Below are 19,386 nucleotides of genomic sequence, written 5' to 3'. Positions count from 1 at the left end.
CCTGTGGTGATCAGTCGATCAAACCAACCTCTTTGTAGTAGCGCAGAGCGCCTGGGTGTAGAGGTGCGGTGAGCGCATCAGCAACCATTTCCTCTTTTTCAAGATTGGCGAATGCAGGGTGCAGGCGCTTGAAGCTGTCGAAGTTTTCGAACACTGCTTTCACCACCTCATACACCACGTCTTCATCGACACTGGCCGAAGTCACGAACGTCGCAGCAACACCAAAGGTGGTCACGTCCTCATCGTTGCCACGGTACATACCGCCCGGAATAGTGGCCACGCGATAGTAGGGATGCTCGGCAACCAACTCCTGAGTAGCTTCGTTATCTACGTTAACGAGCACGCTGTCACAGGAAGTTGTCGCTTCCTTGATCGCCCCGGATGGGTGACCAACGGTGTAAAAGAATGCATCAATGTTGCCATCACACAGCGCCTGGGACTGCTCGGCAGCCTTCAGCTCAGCGGCCAGGGAGAACTTGTCGAGCCCCCACCCCATGGCTTCCATCAGGACCTCTGCGGTGGCGCGCTGGCCGGAGCCCGGGTTGCCCACAGAGACGCGCTTGCCGGCCAGGTCTTCGAAGCTTTGAATGTTTGAGCCCTTGGAAGCAACTACGGTGAACGGTTCAGGGTGAAGTGAAAAGACCGAGCGAAGGTTTTCGTCACGCCCTACCTCGGTAAAGTCACCGGCACCGTTATAGGAGTTGTATTGCTGATCTGACTGGGCTACCGCAAGGTCCAGCTCACCCTGTCGAATCGCATTGAGGTTGTAGACCGAACCACCGGTACTTTCGACAGAGCAGCGGATTCCGTGCTCTTTCCGGTCCATGTTGACCAGACGACAGATGGCTCCGCCTGCTGGATAGTAAACACCAGTCACTCCACCGGTTCCGATTGTCACGAAGCGTTGTTCCGTTGCAGTGGCGGAGACTGAGGTCACGCCGAGTCCAACTGCGGCTACCAGTGCGAGTGCAGAAAGGTTCTTTCCAAGTGCCATGAGCTCTTCCCTTTTTTTCATCATTATCATTCACCGCCTGCTTTTGCGGCAGGCAGACTATGGCTACCCGTAAACCATAGACCAGATCAAACGTTAAATAAAGTGACTGTTAACACGCTAACCGTTTGAGCAGGCAATAAAAAAGCCCGTCGAAACGGGCTTTTTTATCAGCTCAGAAAGCGTTTATTTGGCTTTCTGGGCCTTGGCCACCATGCGCTCCGGGCGCAACAGGAAGCGCGCCAACGCAGGCAGCAGCCAGATTGCACCAACCATGTTCCAGAGGAACATGAAGAACAACAGGAAGCCCATATCGGCCTGGAACTTGATGGGTGAGAAAATCCAGGTCACCACACCGAGACCCAGCGTTACACCGGTGAAGACAACCGCCTTACCTGTTGAGCGCAGCGTCTCATAGTAAGCTTCCTGAAGGGTCTTGCCTTCCAGCAGGAACTTCTCGAGTTTGGTATAGATGTAGATACCGTAGTCCACACCGATACCCACACCCAGGGCGATAACCGGCAAGGTGGCCACTTTGATGCCGATACCGGACACCGCCATGATGGCCTCACACAGAATGGAGGTCAGGCCCAGCGGAACCACGATACACAACACAGCCCGAATGGAACGGAAGGTCACGAAGCACAGCAGGCTCACCACGCCATAGACGAACACGAGCATCATGTTCTTGGCGCTGGAAATAACCTCGTTCGTAGCCGCTTCCACGCCCGCATTACCCGCGGCCAACAGGAAGTTGTGCTCATCATTGCTGGCCTCGGCCGCAAAGGCCTCGACAACCTGAACCACAGTCTTGAGCGTTTCCGCTTTGTGATCTTCCAGGAAGACCAGTACCGGGGTCAGACTACAGTCGGTATTGATCAGGCCAGCCGGGGCCTCACGGATAGAGGCGTTAATGATGGTCTGGTTGCGGGAAATCTCGTACCACTTCCAGTTACCTTCATTCAGCGCCTTGGTCACAATCTTGGAGACGTCAGCCAGAGACGCGGAAGACTGCACGCCCGGTGTGTTCTGGAGTTCCCACTGCAACGCATCCATGGCCCGCAGTACGTTGTACTGGGTACACTGCTCCGCAGGGGTTTCCACCATGACTACCAGCACATCGGCGCTGCTTGAGTAGTTGTTGATCAGGAACGCGTTATCCTGGTTGTAGACAGAGTCTGCACGCAGCTCTGGCGCACCCTGATCCAGGTCACCGACCTTCAGGCCCTGCTTGTAGTACACACCGAGACCCAGGCCAAGAACCGCGATCAGCAATGAGATCGGAGCCACACTTGGGTGGGAGAAGTACGACATGACCCGCCATTTGCGATCTTGCTTCTCACCATGATTCTGAACATGGCGAATGCCGCCTTTGGTGATGCCGATATAGGACATAATCAGCGGATGCAGGACCAGGTTGGTCACAATAACGATCGCCACACCCAGACCCGCCGCAACAGCAAGGTCTTTGATAACGTCAATTTCAATGAACAGCAGGGTCAGGAAGCCGAACGCATCCGAGATCAGCGCCAGCATGCCTGGAATATACAGCGCCCGGAACGCCAGACGTGCCGCAGTGATTGGGTCAAAGCCTTTGGCCGCTTCCAGCGCCATGGCGTTGACCACCTGAACCCCATGACTGATCCCGATCGCGAACACCAGGAACGGCACCAGCACCGAGTATGGGTCCAGGCCATAGCCCAGCAGCCGCAGTGCGCCAAGCTGCCAGAACACAGCAACAATGGAGGCAAAAACCGGAACCAGGGTTCCAGAGATGCAACGGGAATAGCCGAACAGCAGCAGGGTTGTCAGCACGATGGTGATACCGGCGAACCAGGCGATGGAGCCGATACCCTCGATCAGGTCACCCACTTTCTTGGCGAAGCCCACGATGCGGATTTCAACGTTCGGGTTCTGCTGCTCGTACTTCGAGCGAATCTGCTCCTCCAGCTGACGGGAGAACTGGGCGTAGTCCAGAGGCTCACCCGTTTCCGGGCTGGTTTCATACAGCGGCGCATAGACCACGGTTGAACCAAAGTTGTCGGAAACAAGACGTCCTACTTCATTGGAACGCAAAATGTTCTGACGCAGCGCCTCCAGGCTGGCCGGAGAGCCGTCATAGCCATCAGGGATAACACTGCCACCCTGGAAGCCCTGCTCGGTCACTTCGACCCAGCGAACGTTCGCCGTCCACAGTGATTTCAGACCGGCACGGTCTACACCGTTGAGGAAGAACACTTCATCAGTGATCTCCTTGAGTGTTTCCATGTACTCCTTGCTGAAAATATCGCCGTCTTTGGCTTCTACGGCAATCCGTACAAAGTTACCCAGGTTTTCCAGGTCATCACGATTCTCAATCATGTTGACAATGTACGGGTGCTCCAGCGGAATCATTCGCTCAAAGCTGGCATCCGGCTGGATCTTGACCGCGTTGTATCCCAGGAACAACGTCAGGATCAGAAAGCCGAACAGGATCGCCGCGCGGTTATTGAAAATCAGCCGCTCCAGGAACGGCTCCGCCTTCGGCGTCGTCAGGTAATGTTCGCCCTTATCGTGCTTCGGGTTGGACATTAAATAAGCCCCTCTTCAAATCTGTCAGTTTCGCCGCAACAGGGCGTAATTAAAGGTCTTGTCCGCGAGCATCAGTGACCGTGGCACCGTGCTCACCCACAATGAGAATATTGGTGTCGGATACCGGCACCACGCTCATCACACCCTCCCGGTCCTCGCGATAAGACTGGCGGAAGCTTTCAGCATCGTTAGAGCTCACCAGAATGACACCGCCATTGCCTACGAGAGTAATTCGACCGTCTTCTGACACCATGCCACCATTAAGCGTGGCACTCGCACCACTCGGTACGATATTCCAGGACTTGCCCAAATCCGTGGACAGCAATACATTGCCACGAAGCCCAAAGGCCAGGATTTCGTTTACGTTACCGGTGCCAATCACACCGAACAGGGAACCGGGATAGGGGCTGTCGCGCAGTTCCCAGGTTTCACCGTGATCCACAGAGACGTGAATCTGCCCAGCTTCACCCACAATGGCCAGGGCTCCTCCGGTAATACGGGTGACCGCATTAAGGTGGTAGCCAGACGAATTGTCCAAACGACCCGACCAGTCTTGCCAGCTGGCGCCACCATCCTCGGTCCGCAGCAGCATGCCGTAGGCACCCACCACGAAACCGAACTGGTCATTCTCAAACCACACGTCCAGCAACGGGTTTACCGGCCCGATGTCCATATCCGCACGCATGTTCTCTATGGAGAAGTAGAGGTCATCCAGCGCCCATTCCAGGTCGCCCCGCTCTTCTTCCGGTGCCTCCTCGATTTTTGCTTCGAGCTCGGCGGCACGCTCTTCCTTACCAGCAATGGCCAGCTCAGCAGCCTGAACACCGTCCAACTGCACGGCCCAATTCGCACCGGCGTCCTCAGACTTGAGCACAACGCCACTGTGTCCTACCGCCCAGCCAGTCTCGGGCCCGATAAAGTCGACAGCAGTGAGGGTCACCGACACGGGCACATGTCCCTGGGTCCACGACTTACCTTCATCATCAGAGAAAATGATATGGCCCCGCTCACCAACCGCAACGATGCGCTCGCCTGCGGAGTCTACGTCCGTCAGCAAGTGGGTGGGAGCCAGCCTTGTTTCCCTGGCCGGGGTTTCGAGGATGTCCGTCAGGGCAAAAGCCGCAGGGGCGGAGCATGCCATGGTCATTCCAAGGCAGGCCGAACCCAGGGTCTTGCACGTCAACCGTGTAGCCATTAAGTGTGCCTATTATGTTTGTTAAGTGTCTCTGTGGGGGCGACTGAGAATACCGCTCCCATGTAAAAGTAGACCGGCAGCCTCACGACTTCCGGTCTGTTCCTGCTTCATCGTAATTTTTCTTTATTTCCTTAACGCACGCTGCGACGGCGCAACGAGGCCGGCGAGTAGTAACGACGGTTCGGTACTTCGTTGCTGAACACACGAGTGCCAGGCTCTTCGGTATCAAGCCCAAGCACGTGATACCGACGCGCCTGAAGGTCGTGGTACACATCCAGAACGGTCCAGACGCCCGGCAGCTCGTAATAGTTGATGGCCATCCCGAAGGTCACGCGCCAGAGCTGGCCACGACCGTCGTACTGGTCCACCAGCAATATGTTCCAGCTGTCTTCATCAACATAGAAACGGCGTTTGCTGTATATGTGGCGCTCACCGTCCTTCAGGCTTGCCTCAACCACATGCACCCGGTGCAGTTCCCAACGAGTCAGCTCCGGGTTAACGTGTGCCACGCCCAAAATTTCAGAGTACGGCAGGCCGTCCTCGCTCAGCCGGTAGTTGTTGTAAGGGACGTAGATCTCTTTGACGCCCTCATAACTCCAGTTGTAGCGGTCCAACGCGCCGTTAAAGATATCGGTATCGTCCGCCGTACGCAGGTTGTCAGCAGCGGCAATCGGCGAGTCGTAACCCAGGTTGGGAGCACGACGAACCCGACGCTGGCCAGCGTTATATCCCCACCCATTACGGGGGTTGATGATCTGGTTCAGGGTCTCGTGGATCAGGATCGCACCACCCGCCAGACGCGGCGGCGACTGGGTAAATGAGAGGTAATAGAAAATCACATTATCCAGATCGCCTTCATCCCCCTCCGGGTTGTAAAAATTGAAGAAGGCTTCTTGCTGAGAGGTAACCAGAGAGTAATCACCGTTGCCCTGAACCGCCACTTCACTGGCGCGGCGCGTTACAGAGACACCACGCCAACGGGTCAGATGGTTCCACATTACCTGCCAGGCCTTTTCCTCATTGGAGCCACTGAGGATTGGGAAAGGGTATCCGCCATAAGCACCATCAAGCCCGGCGCCCTCACCCACAATGGTCGCACTCACGGCATTCTTGCGGACATTGTCCTCAACCCACTCCGGTACGGCATGGGTGCGGCGAGAGATGTAGACCGGCACCTGGAACGAGGTGGGGTAGGTTTCCAGCAGCGCCCGAACGCCATCGGATAGCTGCCCCTTGTACTGACTCATGTTCGCAGCGGTGATGGTGAACTGCGGTTGATCACCCGGGAATGGATCAATGTGGTGCTGACCACTACGTTCGTAGCCAGCCGGGGGCGTCGTCAAACCACCAGTCCAGGCCGGAATAGTGCCAGCGGCGTTACCCGCTTTTATGGAGCCAAAAGGGGTCAGGTCATTACCCAGGCGAGCCGCTTCGCTGGCGGATACCGCGCCAAGCGCTGGTGCTGCCGCAACCGACAGCGCGAAAAGGCCACCCAGAAGCAAATTTTTATTGTTCAGCATGTTATCAACCTTAGGTGAGTCTATATGCCTATCAGGCGTCTTGTTGTGCTTTATTATTGTACTAACGAGGGCAATCCGGTCCTCCAAGTGAAATTCAGGTTAGACGAATAGCCAATAAAGGTCATCGTCCAAAAGTGCGATTTTTGTTGGTGAAGTGTCACAGGCCGGGTGACCCACCCACTACGGCCGCAGGCTTTTGTGAACCACTTCATAGACATCTTTTGACAACCCATCTTTTGCCCGAACCGTCTCCAGCGCTTCCTTCATCGCCGAGCAGTAAGGCTGAGCAAATTTTTTCCAACGGGTCAGCGGGGAAACGAGCCGTGCCGCAATCTGCGGGTTGCTATCGTCCAGTCGACAGACCTGATCGGCCAGGAAACGGTAGCCAGAGCCGTCCGGCTGGTGGAATTGGGCCAGGTTCTGACCGGCAAACACCCCAATCACGGAACGCACTTTGTTCGGGTTTTTCCAGTCAAACGCCGGATGTTGCAGCAGCGCCTTGATCGCCTCCAGCGTTCCAGATTGCTGACTGCCTGCCTGGACGGAGAACCACTGCTCCACAACTTGTGGATCAGCCTCCCAGCATTGGTAAAAGGTCTCCAAGGCGGCTTCTCGCTCGGCGACAAACCGGGAGTTGACCAAGGCACGGAGAGCCCCCAAACGATCGGTCATGTTGCCGGCCACGTCGAACTGCTGTTGCGCCAACGTGCAGGCCTCCTGATCACCAATATGCAGCAACCAGGCGAGGGCTGTGTTACGCAAGCTGCGGCCGGCAATCGCCTCCGGCGTTAACTGGTAGTCTCCTGAGCCGGCGTTGCGGTGGAAGCATGCCAGCAGATCATCCCGCAGGGCGTTTGCCAAATGATCCAGAACCCGTGTACGAGCCTCATGTATGGCCTGAACATCCACATCATTCGACAGCTCAATCAAATACGCCTCTGACGGCAACAGCAACATCTTGGCCACCAAAGCCTGGTCCAGTGCCGGATCGTTCAGCAGAACACGATAAGCGTCGACCAGGCGCTCATCCACGGCTCCGTTTTCGCCGTCCATCAATGACCGAATGACGTCCACGGCCAGCTGTTGACCAGCATCCCAGCGGTTAAAACCATCACTGTCATGGCTCATCAGGAACAGCAGTTGCTCCCGGGTCCACGGGTAGTCGACTCGGACCGGAGCGGAAAACTCGCGCAACAGGGACGGTACTGGCTGCGTCTGCACACCATGGAATTCGAAAGAATGACGCGCCTCAGTCAGCTCAAGCACCCGCTCCAGTGGGGCATCCGCTTCATTCTCCGACAGACGGAGCGGCACAGCCTCGCCATCCGGCCCCAGCAGCCCCAGCGCAAACGGAATGTGCTGGGGCTTCTTGTCGGTTTGCCCGGCGGTATCAGGGATGGACTGCTCAATCGACAACCGGTAGATACCGGCTTCGGCATCAAACTCGTCACGCACGGTCAGCACCGGGGTGCCGGCCTGCTCATACCACAACCGGAACTGGCTCAGGTCGCGCCCGCTGGCATCTTCCATAGCCCGCACAAAATCATCGGTGGTTACCGCCTGCCCATCGTGGCGTTCAAAATACAGATCACTGCCTTTACGGAACAAGTCGGGCCCCAACAGGGTATGAATCATCCGCACCACTTCAGCCCCTTTCTCATAGATAGTCAGGGTATAGAAGTTGGAGATTTCCATGTAAGACGACGGCCGCACCGGGTGGGACATAGGCCCAGCATCCTCAGCAAACTGGGCAGTCCGCATCAGAGTGGCATCTTCAATCCGCTTAACGATCGGGGACCCCATATCTGCCGAGAATCCGGCATCACGGAAGACCGTAAAGCCTTCCTTGAGGCTCAACTGGAACCAATCCCGGCAGGTGACCCGGTTTCCGGACCAGTTGTGGAAGTATTCATGGGCGACAATCGCTTCGATACGCTGAAACGAAGCATCGGTTGCGGTTTCCGGGCTTGCCAGGACACAGGAGGAGTTGAAGATGTTGAGCCCCTTGTTCTCCATGGCCCCCATATTGAAGTCATCAACCGCAACGATCATGAAGATATCCAGGTCGTATTCGCGACCGTATACCGTTTCGTCCCAGCGCATCGACCGCTGTAGCGAGTCCATCGCATGCTCACACTTGGTGGCGTTGCGCGGCTCAACATAGATACGCAGATCGATCTCCCGGCCTGAGCAGGTGGTAAACGTATCCTGTTTCAGGAGCAGGTCGCCCGCCACCAGTGCAAACAGGTAACAGGGCTTGGGGAACGGGTCTTCCCAGGTGACAAAATGACGGCCGTCCGCCAGCTCGCCCCGCTCAATATCATTGCCGTTGGACAACAACACCGGGTAACTCGATTTGTCAGCCTCGATACGGGTCCGGAAACGCGCCATGACATCGGGCCGGTCCGGGAAGAAGGTAATACAGCGGAAACCCTCGGCCTCACACTGGGTACAGAACATGCCCGATGACTTATAGAGTCCCTCCAGGCGGGTGTTGTTTTGCGGTTCAATCCAGGTCACCACCGTCAACTGGAACTGGTCTGGCACGGACAGAACAACCAGTTTGTCACCCTGGTCCTGATAGTGGTCTGCCTCCAGGGTTACGCCATTGAGGCTGACCGCTTCCAGGCGCAAGCTGTCACCGTCCAGTTCCAGGTGTTCAGCCCGCTCCGGGTAATCCGGATTACGGCGAACGTCCAGGGTACTGTGCACCCGGGCACCTTGCTCAAACAGCTCAAACCTGAGATCGACATGATCGACCAGAAAGGCCGGCACGCGATACTCGCTCAGGTAAATGGTTCGAGGCTGATTTGTTCGCATGATTTTCTCCAGCTGACAGGGCGGTAATACGCCGGGGGGGAATCGTTGGAATTATGACGTTGTGGCGCCGGTTTCAGGCACTGACCTGAAACCGGACTTCATAGGCGGTGTACTTGCGAATATTGATCACACCGGTATCAAGAATCAGGTACTGTCCCTTGATACCTTGAAGCACACCGGTCACCGATGGGGTTTTGTCCAGATTATGGGTTTTGACCTTCAAGGGCCAGACCTGGACGGGATAACTGAGACTTAAGCCCGGCTCATCCACCACCCTCAGCGATTCTGGCCCATGCTCTTGCTGCAAAGCGCTCAGCTCGGCGTCTATCTTCTGCAACAGAGCGCTGCGCTCTGCGGCCAGATCCAGCTCCGACACCTCGCCCTTGAGCATGGCCCGCCAGTTGGTGCGGTCCGCCACGTACTGCTTGCAGGCCACTTCAACCAGGCCAGCCAGCTGCCGGGTTGCAACCCTCAGCATGGGGATTGCGGCCACTGCTCCCTGGTCAATCCACCGGATCGGCACTTGGGAGGCACGGGTAATTCCGACCTTCAGTCCTGACGAATTGGCGAGGTACACCACATGCTCCGTCATACAGTGCGTCTCTGCCCATTCCGGCTCACGGCAGGTGCCCTCATGGAAATGGCACTTCTCAGGGCTGACAATACAACTGTCGCAAGCCGCCAGCTTACGAAAGCACGGGTAACAGAAACCCTGGCTAAAGCTCTTCTTCGTGGTGCGGTCGCAGTGGATACAGCGAATAACCCCGTCAAAATCAATCTGGACCTGACGCCCAATGAGATCATTCAGAGGCAGCAGGGTATCCCCGACCTTGATGGTATAGCTAACCGGGTTAGAGGCTTCAACCGGCATTTTCCGGAGCCGCCCCATCACATCAATTGCTGCGTTCAAACCCAACCTCAATTCATGATACGGATGGGAGAAGCGTCATCGTCGGGACCACAGGTACTGCCATCACTCTTGGTCCGGTCGATATAGCCTACGCGCTGATCTTCGGGGATATGCTGGCTTTCATAGTACAGCACAGCTTCCATGCACAACTCCCGCTGCTCCTCGCTCAGCACCCGGCCATCAGGCCATTTACCCAGCTCCACCGCCTGACGCAGGCTGCGGTATACCGATGGGTCCATACGCTCAATCAATTCCTGGTATGTCATCACATCTTTCCGAGTTTATTGCACATAACTATCATTCTGGGGTTGACCCCATTAAATGATAACGATTATCATTACCCCACCAAATGACAAAGGTCGTTCATTTGGTCTCTCTCATCAGGAGCTCATAGCTCTTTTATGCCCCACCTCTGGTGGGGCTTTTTTTGAACACCATCAAGCAACTTAACGCCGCACAGCCCGTGGCGGCAATACCGCCATGACCAGTCCGGCGACAAAGCCGCCGAGATGCGCTTCATTCGCCATCCTGCCAAGTCCCAACCATTCCGGCAATGGGGTAAAACCAATAACCATCCAGACCACCCCAAACACCACCAATGCCGGCGGAAACTGGAAGCGGGGCAATCGCTGCTGGCTGAGCCAGCAATAGCCGAGCACGCCGTACACCACGCCGGACAACCCACCAAACAGTGGGCCGGACACCGCATACTGGAGCCCGTTGGATAGCAGACTGCTCACCAGAAACAGCGCAATCAACCGCCCCCTGCCGTCAAACCACTCAACCTGACTGCCCAGGAACCACAGCATCACCGAATTAAAGATCACATGGGTCCAGCTGAAGTGCAGGAAATCCGGGGTAATCAGTCGCCAGACCTGGCCCGATGCCAGGCTATCCGCCAACGAGGCCATCCGCTGTGCAAACGTGCCCCACTCGTAGTAGCGGGGATCCACAAACGTCAGGTTCGCTGACAGCACACTGGTCCCCTGCCCGGTCACCCAGGCCACCACAACGGCGATCACAATCAGCGAAAGCACCAACGGCGCATGGCGTGGGGAAGGCTGCCACCTGCCGCCCCTATACACCGGGGAACGATTACTGTCCTGCACCCCGGACCGAAACGCGGGGGATTCAAGGAACTGGTTGAGTGCTGCCAGTACCGCATCTGTGTAATCCGGATTTTCCAGCCACAGAACCTGGAAGTTCCCCTCCGCAGTAATCCGGTGATTTACCCCCTGTTCACGCAACCAGCGGCTGAACTCTGCGAGGTTCACATCCGCTTCGAGCTGTTTGATCCGGTACAAGGTCACCTCGCCACGCTGTCTTCAGAATAGGGGTCACTCCCCTGTTCCGGACGCTCTACGTCCACATAGACGAACTTATCCCGCGACAGTTCACGTTCGTCGTCCATACGGTAGGCCACCAACTTGCCGTACTTGACCGCACTGTAGTCGATACAGGCCACGTTGGGCGCAATCGGCTCCGGCCTGCCATCCATCCAGTAATGGCCAACAAATACCGGTAGCTCCGTCGATGAGTAGCTAAGCAACTGCGCATGCTCCTCCGCGGTCAGTACCCGGCTGGAGACTTCCGGGGGAAGCGGGTCAGGCTGGAACACCACATCCTGGTAGGTTTTCGGATTGTCAGCCCAGAACTTGGTGCGGAAAAACTGACGCACGTACCCATCCTTGCCAGTGATCGCCAGGCCTTCTGGCAATTTGAGGTCGGTCCCCCGCAACAGTGTGTCCATCACCTGACCAGCAAACGATTCCAGCGCAGACGATGCCTGCAGGAAGTCCTCATCAATGCAGGCTCCCCCTTGCGCGGCTTTGAACTTTTCAATCAGGTCGTTATCCCAGCAGGCGTGCACCACCCGGAAATGGTCTTCCTCGATGAACAGGGGAATTGTATAGAACCACTCAAGAAACTCGTTCCACTCCTGAGGGTAATGCTCGAACTGGTCCAGGGTTTCGCGGATAAGCCGGTCGTGGCGCGGGTTATGCTCACGGAGCCACTTCTTGCCGCTCCCAGCCGGTGCACGGGTACAGTACCCCAGCGCATTGTACTCATGGTTGCCCATGACCATTCGCGCCGAACCGTGCTCCACCATATCCCGGACCAGATGAAGCGACTCCCGGATACGCGGGCCCCGGTCGACGATATCGCCGATAAAAATCGCCTGACGCCGTGGATGCTCGTAGACGCCATTGATCTTGCGATAGCCCATCTGATCCAACAGGCGGACCAAGGTATGGGCGCACCCGTGTACATCTCCGATAATGTCGTAACCGCGGCTCGCGGTTTTTTTATGTACGGCCATAATCAACTCGCTGCGATCTCACTCGCCCAGCCCAGTTTGTCTCGGCAAGTGGCATAGAAATTATGGTCTTCCGGATGAATCAACCGGATCTTAAAGGGCTTCTTGGTGATACGGATGATGTCACCGGGTGCACACGCAATGTTCATCTGACCATCGAAGCTGATCTGGGGGTACGCCTCGTTGGTTTCACCGATTACCAGCTTTATCTCACTCTTGCCATCGACCACAATCGGCCGGCTGCTCAAAGTGTGGGGGAACATCGGCACCAGCACGATGGCATCCAGCTTCGGGTGCATGATCGGCCCACCCGCGGAAAGCGAGTATGCCGTTGACCCTGTGGGTGTAGAGACGATCAGGCCATCAGAGCGCTGGCTATAAACGAAGTGGCCGTCGATGAAGAGATCAAAACCGATCATCCGGGTGGATTTGCCAGGATGAAGCACCACATCGTTCAAGGCCGCACCAAACCCCAGGGCCTGGCCGTTTCGCTCCACACTACCATCCAGCAGGAACCGCTTTTCTTCGATGTACTCGCCCGCCAGTACTTTTGACAGGCGTTCTTCAAGATCAGAGGGCGAAATATCCGTCAGGAAACCCAACCGGCCCCGGTTAACACCCAGCAGTGGTACGTTGGATTTTGCCAACTCTCGGGCTGCACCTAACAGACTGCCATCACCGCCGACCACGATGACCAGATCGCAGATTTCCCCCAGCAGTTTCTTGCTGGCTACCTGCAGCCCATGGCCAGGTAACATACTGGCTGTGTCGTCCTCAATGATGACGTGATAGTTTTCCCTGATCAGGTAGCTTTTAAGCTGGCGGAGGGATTCCACCACTTTGACGCTACCCATTCGCCCGATCACGCCGATATTTCTGAATTGATCCATTTGGAGTTCCGTAAAGAGTCCCGTAGCTGGCATCCGGATAAGACCGCCGCACTGTTCAGCGGCCTTGGTTAATGTCATCTTAACGAATATCGGCAGATTACTGAAAACCCGTTATCCAACTTTGCCTGATTTCCTGACTTTGCCATGACACAGTTCCATGACACTTTCTGGCAGACACCCGCGGTTCGTCACCTTGCCTGGCTCTGCCAGGCACCCTCGCTGATCTGCCAGCCAACAATCCGCCCTCTGTCGGCCTGGCTGCCTGGCGACACCTTTGACCGCCTGCAAGCACTGGATCGCCAACCTGCGCCCCTGCTGACCGCCCTCAATCGCAGCCAAAGCCACCGCCTGGGGCACTACTTTGAAGCGCTCTATGCATTCTTGCTGGAATGGCTTCTGGAGTGGCCGATCATCCTCCGCAACGCTGCCATCCGGGCAGACGACGGCCACACCCTGGGGGAGCTCGACTTCATCGTCCATAACCCGGTCACAAAGGAATTTGAGCATCACGAAATAGCGGTCAAGTTCTACCTGGGCCTTGTGCAGGACGGCCAAACCCTTTGGTTCGGCCCCAACGCCCGTGACCGCCTTGACCTGAAAGCCGGTCGCATGACAAGCCACCAGCTCACCATGACCCAGCGCCCGGAAACCCGAAAGATACTGACCAGCCATGGTGTTAACGGATCGATCACCCCGGTGCTGACCATGCCGGGCTACCTCTTCAGGCCGTTGTCCCCAGAATTACCCGAAAGCTCCGACAGTGACTACATTAACCCCCACCACGAAACCGGACGCTGGCTCTATCACTCCCAGTTGGACCAGGTGAATACCGAACACTGGACCCAGCTTCGAAAACCCCATTGGCTGGGTCCCTATCAGCAGCGCCAGGCGGAACCTGCAGAGCACGCGCAGCAGGCACTAAAACAGATTCCAGTCAGTGAAAGACCCGCGTTATTCGCAAACATGGGCCGGAGTCAGCAAGGGGAAGGTCTGGTGGAGGTGGAACGCTGGTTTGTCGTTCCCGATTCTTGGCCGGGACAAGGTTAGCTCACCTGGACTAACCGCCCCTGTGCTCATCACAGCGGTCATCGACACCCGGGCGGAACTCCGCTGGCTGGCTGACTCGCATGACCGGCTGTTCGCAGGCAACACCGTCGCTGCCCTGGTGTCGGCACACCGGGTTTTCGTAGTGATCCAGCCAGTCACGGTAGGCAGGCTCATTCAGCCCGCACTTGTCCGCGGCATACGCGGTCGGATTCTGAAAGTAGACCTCAATATCTTCATAAGGGAGGGTCAGGTGCCCAATCCCCGGATGATACCCCACCAAGAATACTGACTGATCCTGCAGATGTCTCATCACCGTGTTTTCCGTCGGTTCCCGGTGACGCAGCTCATGGAGCTCCTGTTCCAGCAAGACCAGCTTCTCGTCCCGCAGCTCCAACTCCCGCTGCTTTCGCTCGATCTGTTCGTTCAGCAAAACTGCTTCAGCACTGCTGGCCAGGCTCGGCTCTTCGGGCTGCTCATTCTCCTGACTAACCTGCTCCTGCATCATCAGGTACTGCTCATTGCGCTCAGCGAGACGCTGCTTTAGCTGCTCGTTGGCAATCCGCAGCCGCTCATACTTCTGCTCAAGCTCGGTCAGTTCCGAACGCACGGCCTTCACTTCAATACGGTGCTCGTGGCGAGTATCCGCCAACGCATCCCGATGAACGCTTTGGAGGGTTTTGATTCTGAGCCGGTGTTCCCGGAGAAGGTTGGCCATGCGGGTGCGCTCAGCCTTCAGCTCCTGCTCTGCCTCTGATTCGGCCTCCAAAACCGGAACAACGGCCGCACCCAGTACCGGAATTTCGTCGTCGCCGGTCTGCGGGGTAGGCTCTTTTTTCTTGAATTTTAGCGTGTTGGAGTCAATGGCCTTGCGGATAACCTGGAAGGTGTTGTTGCCCGGCGTCATGTCCGGGTCCCACAACTCATCCTTAATTCCCGGGATGGGGCACTGGCTTTTACAAGCCAGGTGAATGGGACCGTTCCCCAGGTTCGGCCCCTTCCCTCCGGTCAGTGAAAGCTGCTCGATCGGAATGTTCCAACTGCTGTCCGCACGCCCTTCTTCGTCGAAGTAGATGCGAAAAAACACCATACCCTGGATCTGGAGATCGTCCGTCAGCGACACATAAATGGCCTTGACGTCCGTTTCTTTCAAATCCGACAGGCCGACATAGCCATCCAGGAAAGCACCAAATTCTGAAGCTCGCATCTGACGGGCAATTTTTTTACCGTCCATGAAGAATACCGCAGCATACCCCTCACTCGCCTGACCGGCAGACCCCATTCTTGACTCCTGTTAAATGCGCACAGCGGACGCCTGCTGACTTCACGCTACCTGGATTAAAGATACCCCAGCAATGATTGTAGTGCTGTGGATTCATTCTGGCAGACTTTACGGCGAAATGTTCCAGTCTTGAAGTAACTTTTTTTAACCACCCGAAAAAAAGCCCGGAAGAGCGGAACGCTCAACCGGGCTTGTCATTCAATAACCTAGAGAGGAGCAACGTCCCCTCTCAAGCAATGACCTCAGATTTCCGCGGCCAGGCGACTGCCCTGGTTGATGGCGCGTTTGGCATCAAGCTCAGCCGCCACATCGGCGCCGCCAATCAAGTGCACACTCGCACCGGTATCCTCCAGGCCTTTCTGCAATTCGCGCAGCGGGTCCTGGCCGGCACAGACGATAATGCTGTCAACATCCAGCACCCGGTCTTCGCCCTGCTCAGCGCCTTTGGGGGTGATGGTGACATGCAGCCCCTGATCATCAATCTTGCGGTAAGTCACGCCAGGCACCATCTGAACATTGCGGTTCTTCAGGGACGTCCGGTGAATCCAGCCCGTGGTCTTGCCCAGGTTCTGCCCCACCTTCGAGGTCTTACGCTGAAGCAGGAAAACTTCCCGTGCAGCTTCCGGCAGCTCTGGCGTAACGCCCCGGACACCACCACGATGCCCAACAGTGAGATCAACCCCCCACTCCTTCATGAAGTGCTCGGCATTGAGGGATGGGGATTCACCCTGGTGAACAATGAACTCCGACACATCAAAACCAATCCCGCCAGCTCCAATGACCGCCACTTTGCGGCCGACCGGCTTACGCCCAAGGATAGCGTCCAGATAACCCATCACTTTCGGATGGTCGATACCTTCGATATTCGGCAGGCGCGGCATAATACCGGTTGCCAGCACCACTTCATCGTAGCCACCAGCCACCAGATCCTCTACCGATACCCGAGTGTTGAGCCGAACATCAACACCGTGCTTGTCCAGCATCACCCGGAAATAGCGCAGGGTTTCATAGAACTCTTCCTTGCCCGGGATACGCTTGGCAATATTGAACTGACCACCGACTTCGGACCCTGCATCAAACAGCGTCACCTTGTGACCCCGCTCTGCGGCCACCGTCGCAAAGGCCAGCCCGGCGGGCCCGGCACCCACGACAGCAATAGCCTTGGGTTTGGCCGTTTTCACATACGCCAGTTCTGTTTCATGGCAGGCACGAGGGTTGACCAGGCATGATGTCAGCTTGCCTTCAAAGGTGTGATCCAAACAGGCCTGATTACACCCGATGCAGGTATTGATCTCTTCCGCACGATCTTCTTCGGCTTTGATGACCAGGTCGGCATCGGCCAGGAATGGCCGCGCCATGGACACCATGTCGGCATGACCTTCCGCCAGCACCTTCTCTGCCACATCCGGCATATTGATGCGGTTAGTGGTCACCAGAGGCACGTTCACCTCACTCCGCAACCGCGCGGTCACCTCGGTGAAGGCCGCCCGTGGCACAGACGTCGCAATGGTAGGAACACGCGCTTCATGCCAGCCGATACCGGTGTTGATGATGGTGGCACCAGCCTTCTCGATACCTTTGGCCAGCTGCACCACCTCTTCCCAGGTACTGCCATCTTCGATCAGGTCCAGCATGGACAGACGGTAGATGATGATGAACTCTTCCCCTACCTGCTCGCGTACCCGGCGAACAATTTCCAGAGGCAGACGGATACGGTTCTCGTAGCTGCCGCCCCATTGGTCGGTCCGGTGATTGGTGTGAGAAACGATAAACTGGTTAATGAAATAACCTTCCGAACCCATGATTTCAACGCCGTCATAACCCGCACGCTGGGCCAGGGCAGCACAGTTCACATAGTCCTGGATCTGCTTTTCGACACCGGCTTCGTCCAGCTCGTTCGGGGTGAACGGGTTGATGGGAGCCTGAATGGCTGAAGGCGCCACCAGCTCCGGGCTATAGGCATAGCGTCCGGCATGCAGAATCTGCATACAGATTTTTCCGCCCGCTTCATGAACCGCCTGGGTCACCAGCTTGTGCTCATCGGATTCCGCTTCAGTGTCCAGTTTGGCAGAGCCCTTGAACACACAACCTTCGGCGTTAGGTCCAATTCCCCCGGTTACGATGAGCCCGACACCGCCGCGTGCCCGCTCGGCGTAAAACGCTGCCAACCGCTCAAAACCATGCTTCGCTTCTTCGAGGTTGGTGTGCATGGAGCCCATCAACACCCGGTTACGCAGACTGGTAAAACCAAGGTCCAGCGGCTTTAGCAGGTTCGGGTACTTGGCAAGGCCGGGTTTGACTGTATTTTCGCTCATCAGTTGCTCCTGGGGAGTTCGTCGTTATATGGCGATAAAGTAGCCTGCCTGCTTGCCCGCCTCAATATCCTGAAATAACATTTAACTATCCCTAAACCACAATCACCCTTATGACCAAGCCTGAGCCTCCCAATCCACGCAAGAACACCCTTGGCGACATCAGCGTGTTTTACGTCAACGCGCTGTTAAGGGCCGTCCGCCACGAGCGCTGTTCTGCCCAGCCCTTGATCGACCAGTTCAACCTGAACGAGCGACTACTGTCGTCGCCCGACGCACGAATCAGTATCCCCCGCTATATGCGCCTGGGACATGCGGCGATCAAACTGACAGGGAACCCTGCCCTTGGGCTGGCAATGGGCAGCCTGAGCCGACCGGTTGACATTGGACTGGCGGGCCTGGCCGCGCTGACGTCTGAAACCATTGGCGATGCTCTGGAGGCCATCGTTCGCTACTTCCCCCTGACCAGTCGCAACAGCCGTGGCCAACCCCACATGGCGGCAGGCAGCTCACAGGCTCACTTCTATTCCATTCGCCCCTACAACGCCTTCAACTTTTTCGTGGTGGATTCAGTATTGTCGACTTGGGTTCAACTGATTCGCGAACTGTCCGGCCACCATCATGTAGTTGAACGGGTATCGATCGAATACCCATCACAAGGCCTGGAAGAGCTGTTTACCCAGTGGTTTGACTGCCAGGTGGCGTTCTCCGCTGGCGAGAACGGCATCCAACTGGCGGAAGGCGTCAGGGCGCTTCCGTCACTATCCGCCCAGCCCGCCCTGAACCGACTGCTGCTGAGCGACTGTGAACTGCGACTGAAACGACTGCGGTCAGGCTGGACCTTGCGGGAGCAGGTCAAGGACAAAGTGACACCGATGCTGGAACAATCAGCTCCCAGTCTGGAATCGGTGGCACAGGAATTTGGCCTGTCCCCCTGGACACTGCAGCGCAAACTGGCGGAGGAAGGAACCGGGTATCGACAACTGATCGACGAAACACGGAAGGAGCTTGCCGAGGACTACATCCGCGAGACCGTACTCTCACTCTCTGAGGTATCCTGGCTTCTTGGGTTTTCAACGCCTGCGGCCTTTCACAAAGCCTACAGGCGGTGGTTCAACGTAAGTCCTGGAGAGCACCGAAAAACACTTCGGGCGCAAGATTACGGTTAGCGGACAAAACCGCTACGCCAAAGGCTAAAGCTCGGTCGCGTCGTCCAGTTCTTCTTCATCATCGTCAAAATCTTCATTGTCCTGAGACAACAATTCTTCTTCATATTCCATCATAGTCCAGCATCCTCACGGATTGAGTCCTTCAGCGAGATAACGCCAGATTATGAAACTACAATGACAAAGTGATGACAAGCGCCAGAATGGCGAAACATTGACGACTTCAGGGATAATTTGGCGGATGCCAAAGAAAAGAGAGGAAAAAATGGCGGAGCGGACGGGACTCGAACCCGCGACCCCCGGCGTGACAGGCCGGTATTCTAACCAACTGAACTACCGCTCCGCGTTGGGCTGCCACCTGAATGGCC

14 protein-coding genes and 1 tRNA gene are annotated in these 19,386 nt (G+C 56.5%); 2 read left to right on the top strand and 13 right to left on the bottom strand.

Annotation, left to right across the window (positions count from 1 at the left end; all coding sequences use genetic code 11):
* Positions 1-10 precede the first annotated feature (10 nt).
* The 10 genes from BMZ67_RS06815 to BMZ67_RS06770 form a co-directional block, all read right to left on the bottom strand.
* Positions 11-994, bottom strand: coding sequence for a TAXI family TRAP transporter solute-binding subunit (locus tag BMZ67_RS06815; RefSeq protein ID WP_092022083.1), 984 nt, complete (start codon positions 992-994; stop codon positions 11-13).
* Between the two features lie 183 nt (positions 995-1,177).
* Entirely contained in the window at positions 1,178-3,562 is a 2,385-nt protein-coding gene (locus BMZ67_RS06810; RefSeq protein ID WP_092021202.1) for an efflux RND transporter permease subunit, read from the bottom strand.
* Between the two features lie 49 nt (positions 3,563-3,611).
* Positions 3,612-4,703, bottom strand: a complete 1,092-nt coding sequence (locus tag BMZ67_RS06805; protein WP_092021201.1) for a WD40/YVTN/BNR-like repeat-containing protein — start codon at positions 4,701-4,703, stop codon at positions 3,612-3,614.
* Between the two features lie 185 nt (positions 4,704-4,888).
* Positions 4,889-6,277 carry a DUF1329 domain-containing protein gene (locus BMZ67_RS06800; RefSeq protein WP_092021200.1) on the bottom strand — a complete coding sequence of 463 codons (1,389 nt, stop codon included), beginning with the start codon at positions 6,275-6,277 and terminating at the stop codon, positions 4,889-4,891.
* Between the two features lie 180 nt (positions 6,278-6,457).
* Positions 6,458-9,097, bottom strand: coding sequence for an aminopeptidase N (gene pepN / locus BMZ67_RS06795; protein WP_092021199.1), 2,640 nt, complete (start codon positions 9,095-9,097; stop codon positions 6,458-6,460).
* Between the two features lie 73 nt (positions 9,098-9,170).
* The gene (locus tag BMZ67_RS06790) at positions 9,171-10,007 is read right to left on the bottom strand and encodes a DUF2797 domain-containing protein (protein ID WP_092022081.1); all 837 of its coding nucleotides are present in this window, start codon (positions 10,005-10,007) and stop codon (positions 9,171-9,173) included.
* Positions 10,008-10,015: 8 nt separating this feature from the next.
* Positions 10,016-10,273 (bottom strand): YeaC family protein, encoded by a 258-nt coding sequence (locus BMZ67_RS06785; protein ID WP_092021198.1) that lies wholly within the window; start codon positions 10,271-10,273, stop codon positions 10,016-10,018.
* A 180-nt stretch (positions 10,274-10,453) separates the two neighbouring features.
* A complete protein-coding gene (locus BMZ67_RS06780; protein ID WP_092022079.1) occupies positions 10,454-11,311 on the bottom strand; it encodes a rhomboid family intramembrane serine protease in 858 nt (285 codons plus the stop codon).
* A 2-nt stretch (positions 11,312-11,313) separates the two neighbouring features.
* The gene (locus tag BMZ67_RS06775; RefSeq protein WP_092021197.1) at positions 11,314-12,327 is read right to left on the bottom strand and encodes a metallophosphoesterase; all 1,014 of its coding nucleotides are present in this window, start codon (positions 12,325-12,327) and stop codon (positions 11,314-11,316) included.
* A 2-nt stretch (positions 12,328-12,329) separates the two neighbouring features.
* Positions 12,330-13,214 carry an NAD(+) kinase gene (locus BMZ67_RS06770; RefSeq protein WP_092021196.1) on the bottom strand — a complete coding sequence of 295 codons (885 nt, stop codon included), beginning with the start codon at positions 13,212-13,214 and terminating at the stop codon, positions 12,330-12,332.
* Between the two features lie 144 nt (positions 13,215-13,358).
* On the opposite strand from BMZ67_RS06770, the gene BMZ67_RS06765 reads away from it, so the two are divergent.
* A complete protein-coding gene (locus BMZ67_RS06765) occupies positions 13,359-14,261 on the top strand; it encodes a DUF1853 family protein (RefSeq protein WP_092021195.1) in 903 nt (300 codons plus the stop codon).
* A gap of 10 nt (positions 14,262-14,271) precedes the next feature.
* Here the strand turns inward: BMZ67_RS06765 and BMZ67_RS06760 are convergent, their stop codons facing one another.
* Together BMZ67_RS06760 and BMZ67_RS06755 are read right to left on the bottom strand one after the other, a co-directional pair.
* Positions 14,272-15,540, bottom strand: a complete 1,269-nt coding sequence (locus BMZ67_RS06760) for an AAA family ATPase (RefSeq protein WP_092021194.1) — start codon at positions 15,538-15,540, stop codon at positions 14,272-14,274.
* A 242-nt stretch (positions 15,541-15,782) separates the two neighbouring features.
* The gene (locus tag BMZ67_RS06755; RefSeq protein WP_092021193.1) at positions 15,783-17,855 is read right to left on the bottom strand and encodes an oxidoreductase; all 2,073 of its coding nucleotides are present in this window, start codon (positions 17,853-17,855) and stop codon (positions 15,783-15,785) included.
* 110 nt (positions 17,856-17,965) lie between these two features.
* Between BMZ67_RS06755 and BMZ67_RS06750 the strand changes: the two genes are divergently transcribed.
* Positions 17,966-19,021, top strand: coding sequence for an AraC family transcriptional regulator (locus BMZ67_RS06750; protein ID WP_092021192.1), 1,056 nt, complete (start codon positions 17,966-17,968; stop codon positions 19,019-19,021).
* 263 nt (positions 19,022-19,284) lie between these two features.
* On the opposite strand, the gene BMZ67_RS06745 is transcribed toward BMZ67_RS06750, so the two are convergent.
* Positions 19,285-19,361: transfer RNA gene (locus tag BMZ67_RS06745), tRNA-Asp, on the bottom strand.
* Positions 19,362-19,386 lie beyond the last annotated feature (25 nt).

The sequence above is a fragment of the Marinobacter zhejiangensis genome, from assembly GCF_900114775.1.
Taxonomy (GTDB): domain Bacteria; phylum Pseudomonadota; class Gammaproteobacteria; order Pseudomonadales; family Oleiphilaceae; genus Marinobacter; species Marinobacter zhejiangensis.
Note: the sequence above shows the minus strand (reverse complement) of the source record. Positions and strands in the feature narration are given on the sequence as shown.

Coding starts and splice junctions, on each gene's coding strand:
- BMZ67_RS06770 (WP_092021196.1), bottom strand. CDS start 13,214: ATGGATCAATTCAGAAATATCGGCGTGATCGGGCGAATGGGTAGCGTC.
- BMZ67_RS06760 (WP_092021194.1), bottom strand. CDS start 15,540: ATGGGGTCTGCCGGTCAGGCGAGTGAGGGGTATGCTGCGGTATTCTTC.
- BMZ67_RS06765 (WP_092021195.1), top strand. CDS start 13,359: ATGACACAGTTCCATGACACTTTCTGGCAGACACCCGCGGTTCGTCAC.
- BMZ67_RS06775 (WP_092021197.1), bottom strand. CDS start 12,327: ATGGCCGTACATAAAAAAACCGCGAGCCGCGGTTACGACATTATCGGA.
- BMZ67_RS06750 (WP_092021192.1), top strand. CDS start 17,966: ATGACCAAGCCTGAGCCTCCCAATCCACGCAAGAACACCCTTGGCGAC.
- BMZ67_RS06755 (WP_092021193.1), bottom strand. CDS start 17,855: ATGAGCGAAAATACAGTCAAACCCGGCCTTGCCAAGTACCCGAACCTG.
- BMZ67_RS06810 (WP_092021202.1), bottom strand. CDS start 3,562: ATGTCCAACCCGAAGCACGATAAGGGCGAACATTACCTGACGACGCCG.
- BMZ67_RS06800 (WP_092021200.1), bottom strand. CDS start 6,277: ATGCTGAACAATAAAAATTTGCTTCTGGGTGGCCTTTTCGCGCTGTCG.
- pepN (WP_092021199.1), bottom strand. CDS start 9,097: ATGCGAACAAATCAGCCTCGAACCATTTACCTGAGCGAGTATCGCGTG.
- BMZ67_RS06815 (WP_092022083.1), bottom strand. CDS start 994: ATGGCACTTGGAAAGAACCTTTCTGCACTCGCACTGGTAGCCGCAGTT.
- BMZ67_RS06785 (WP_092021198.1), bottom strand. CDS start 10,273: ATGACATACCAGGAATTGATTGAGCGTATGGACCCATCGGTATACCGC.
- BMZ67_RS06805 (WP_092021201.1), bottom strand. CDS start 4,703: ATGGCATGCTCCGCCCCTGCGGCTTTTGCCCTGACGGACATCCTCGAA.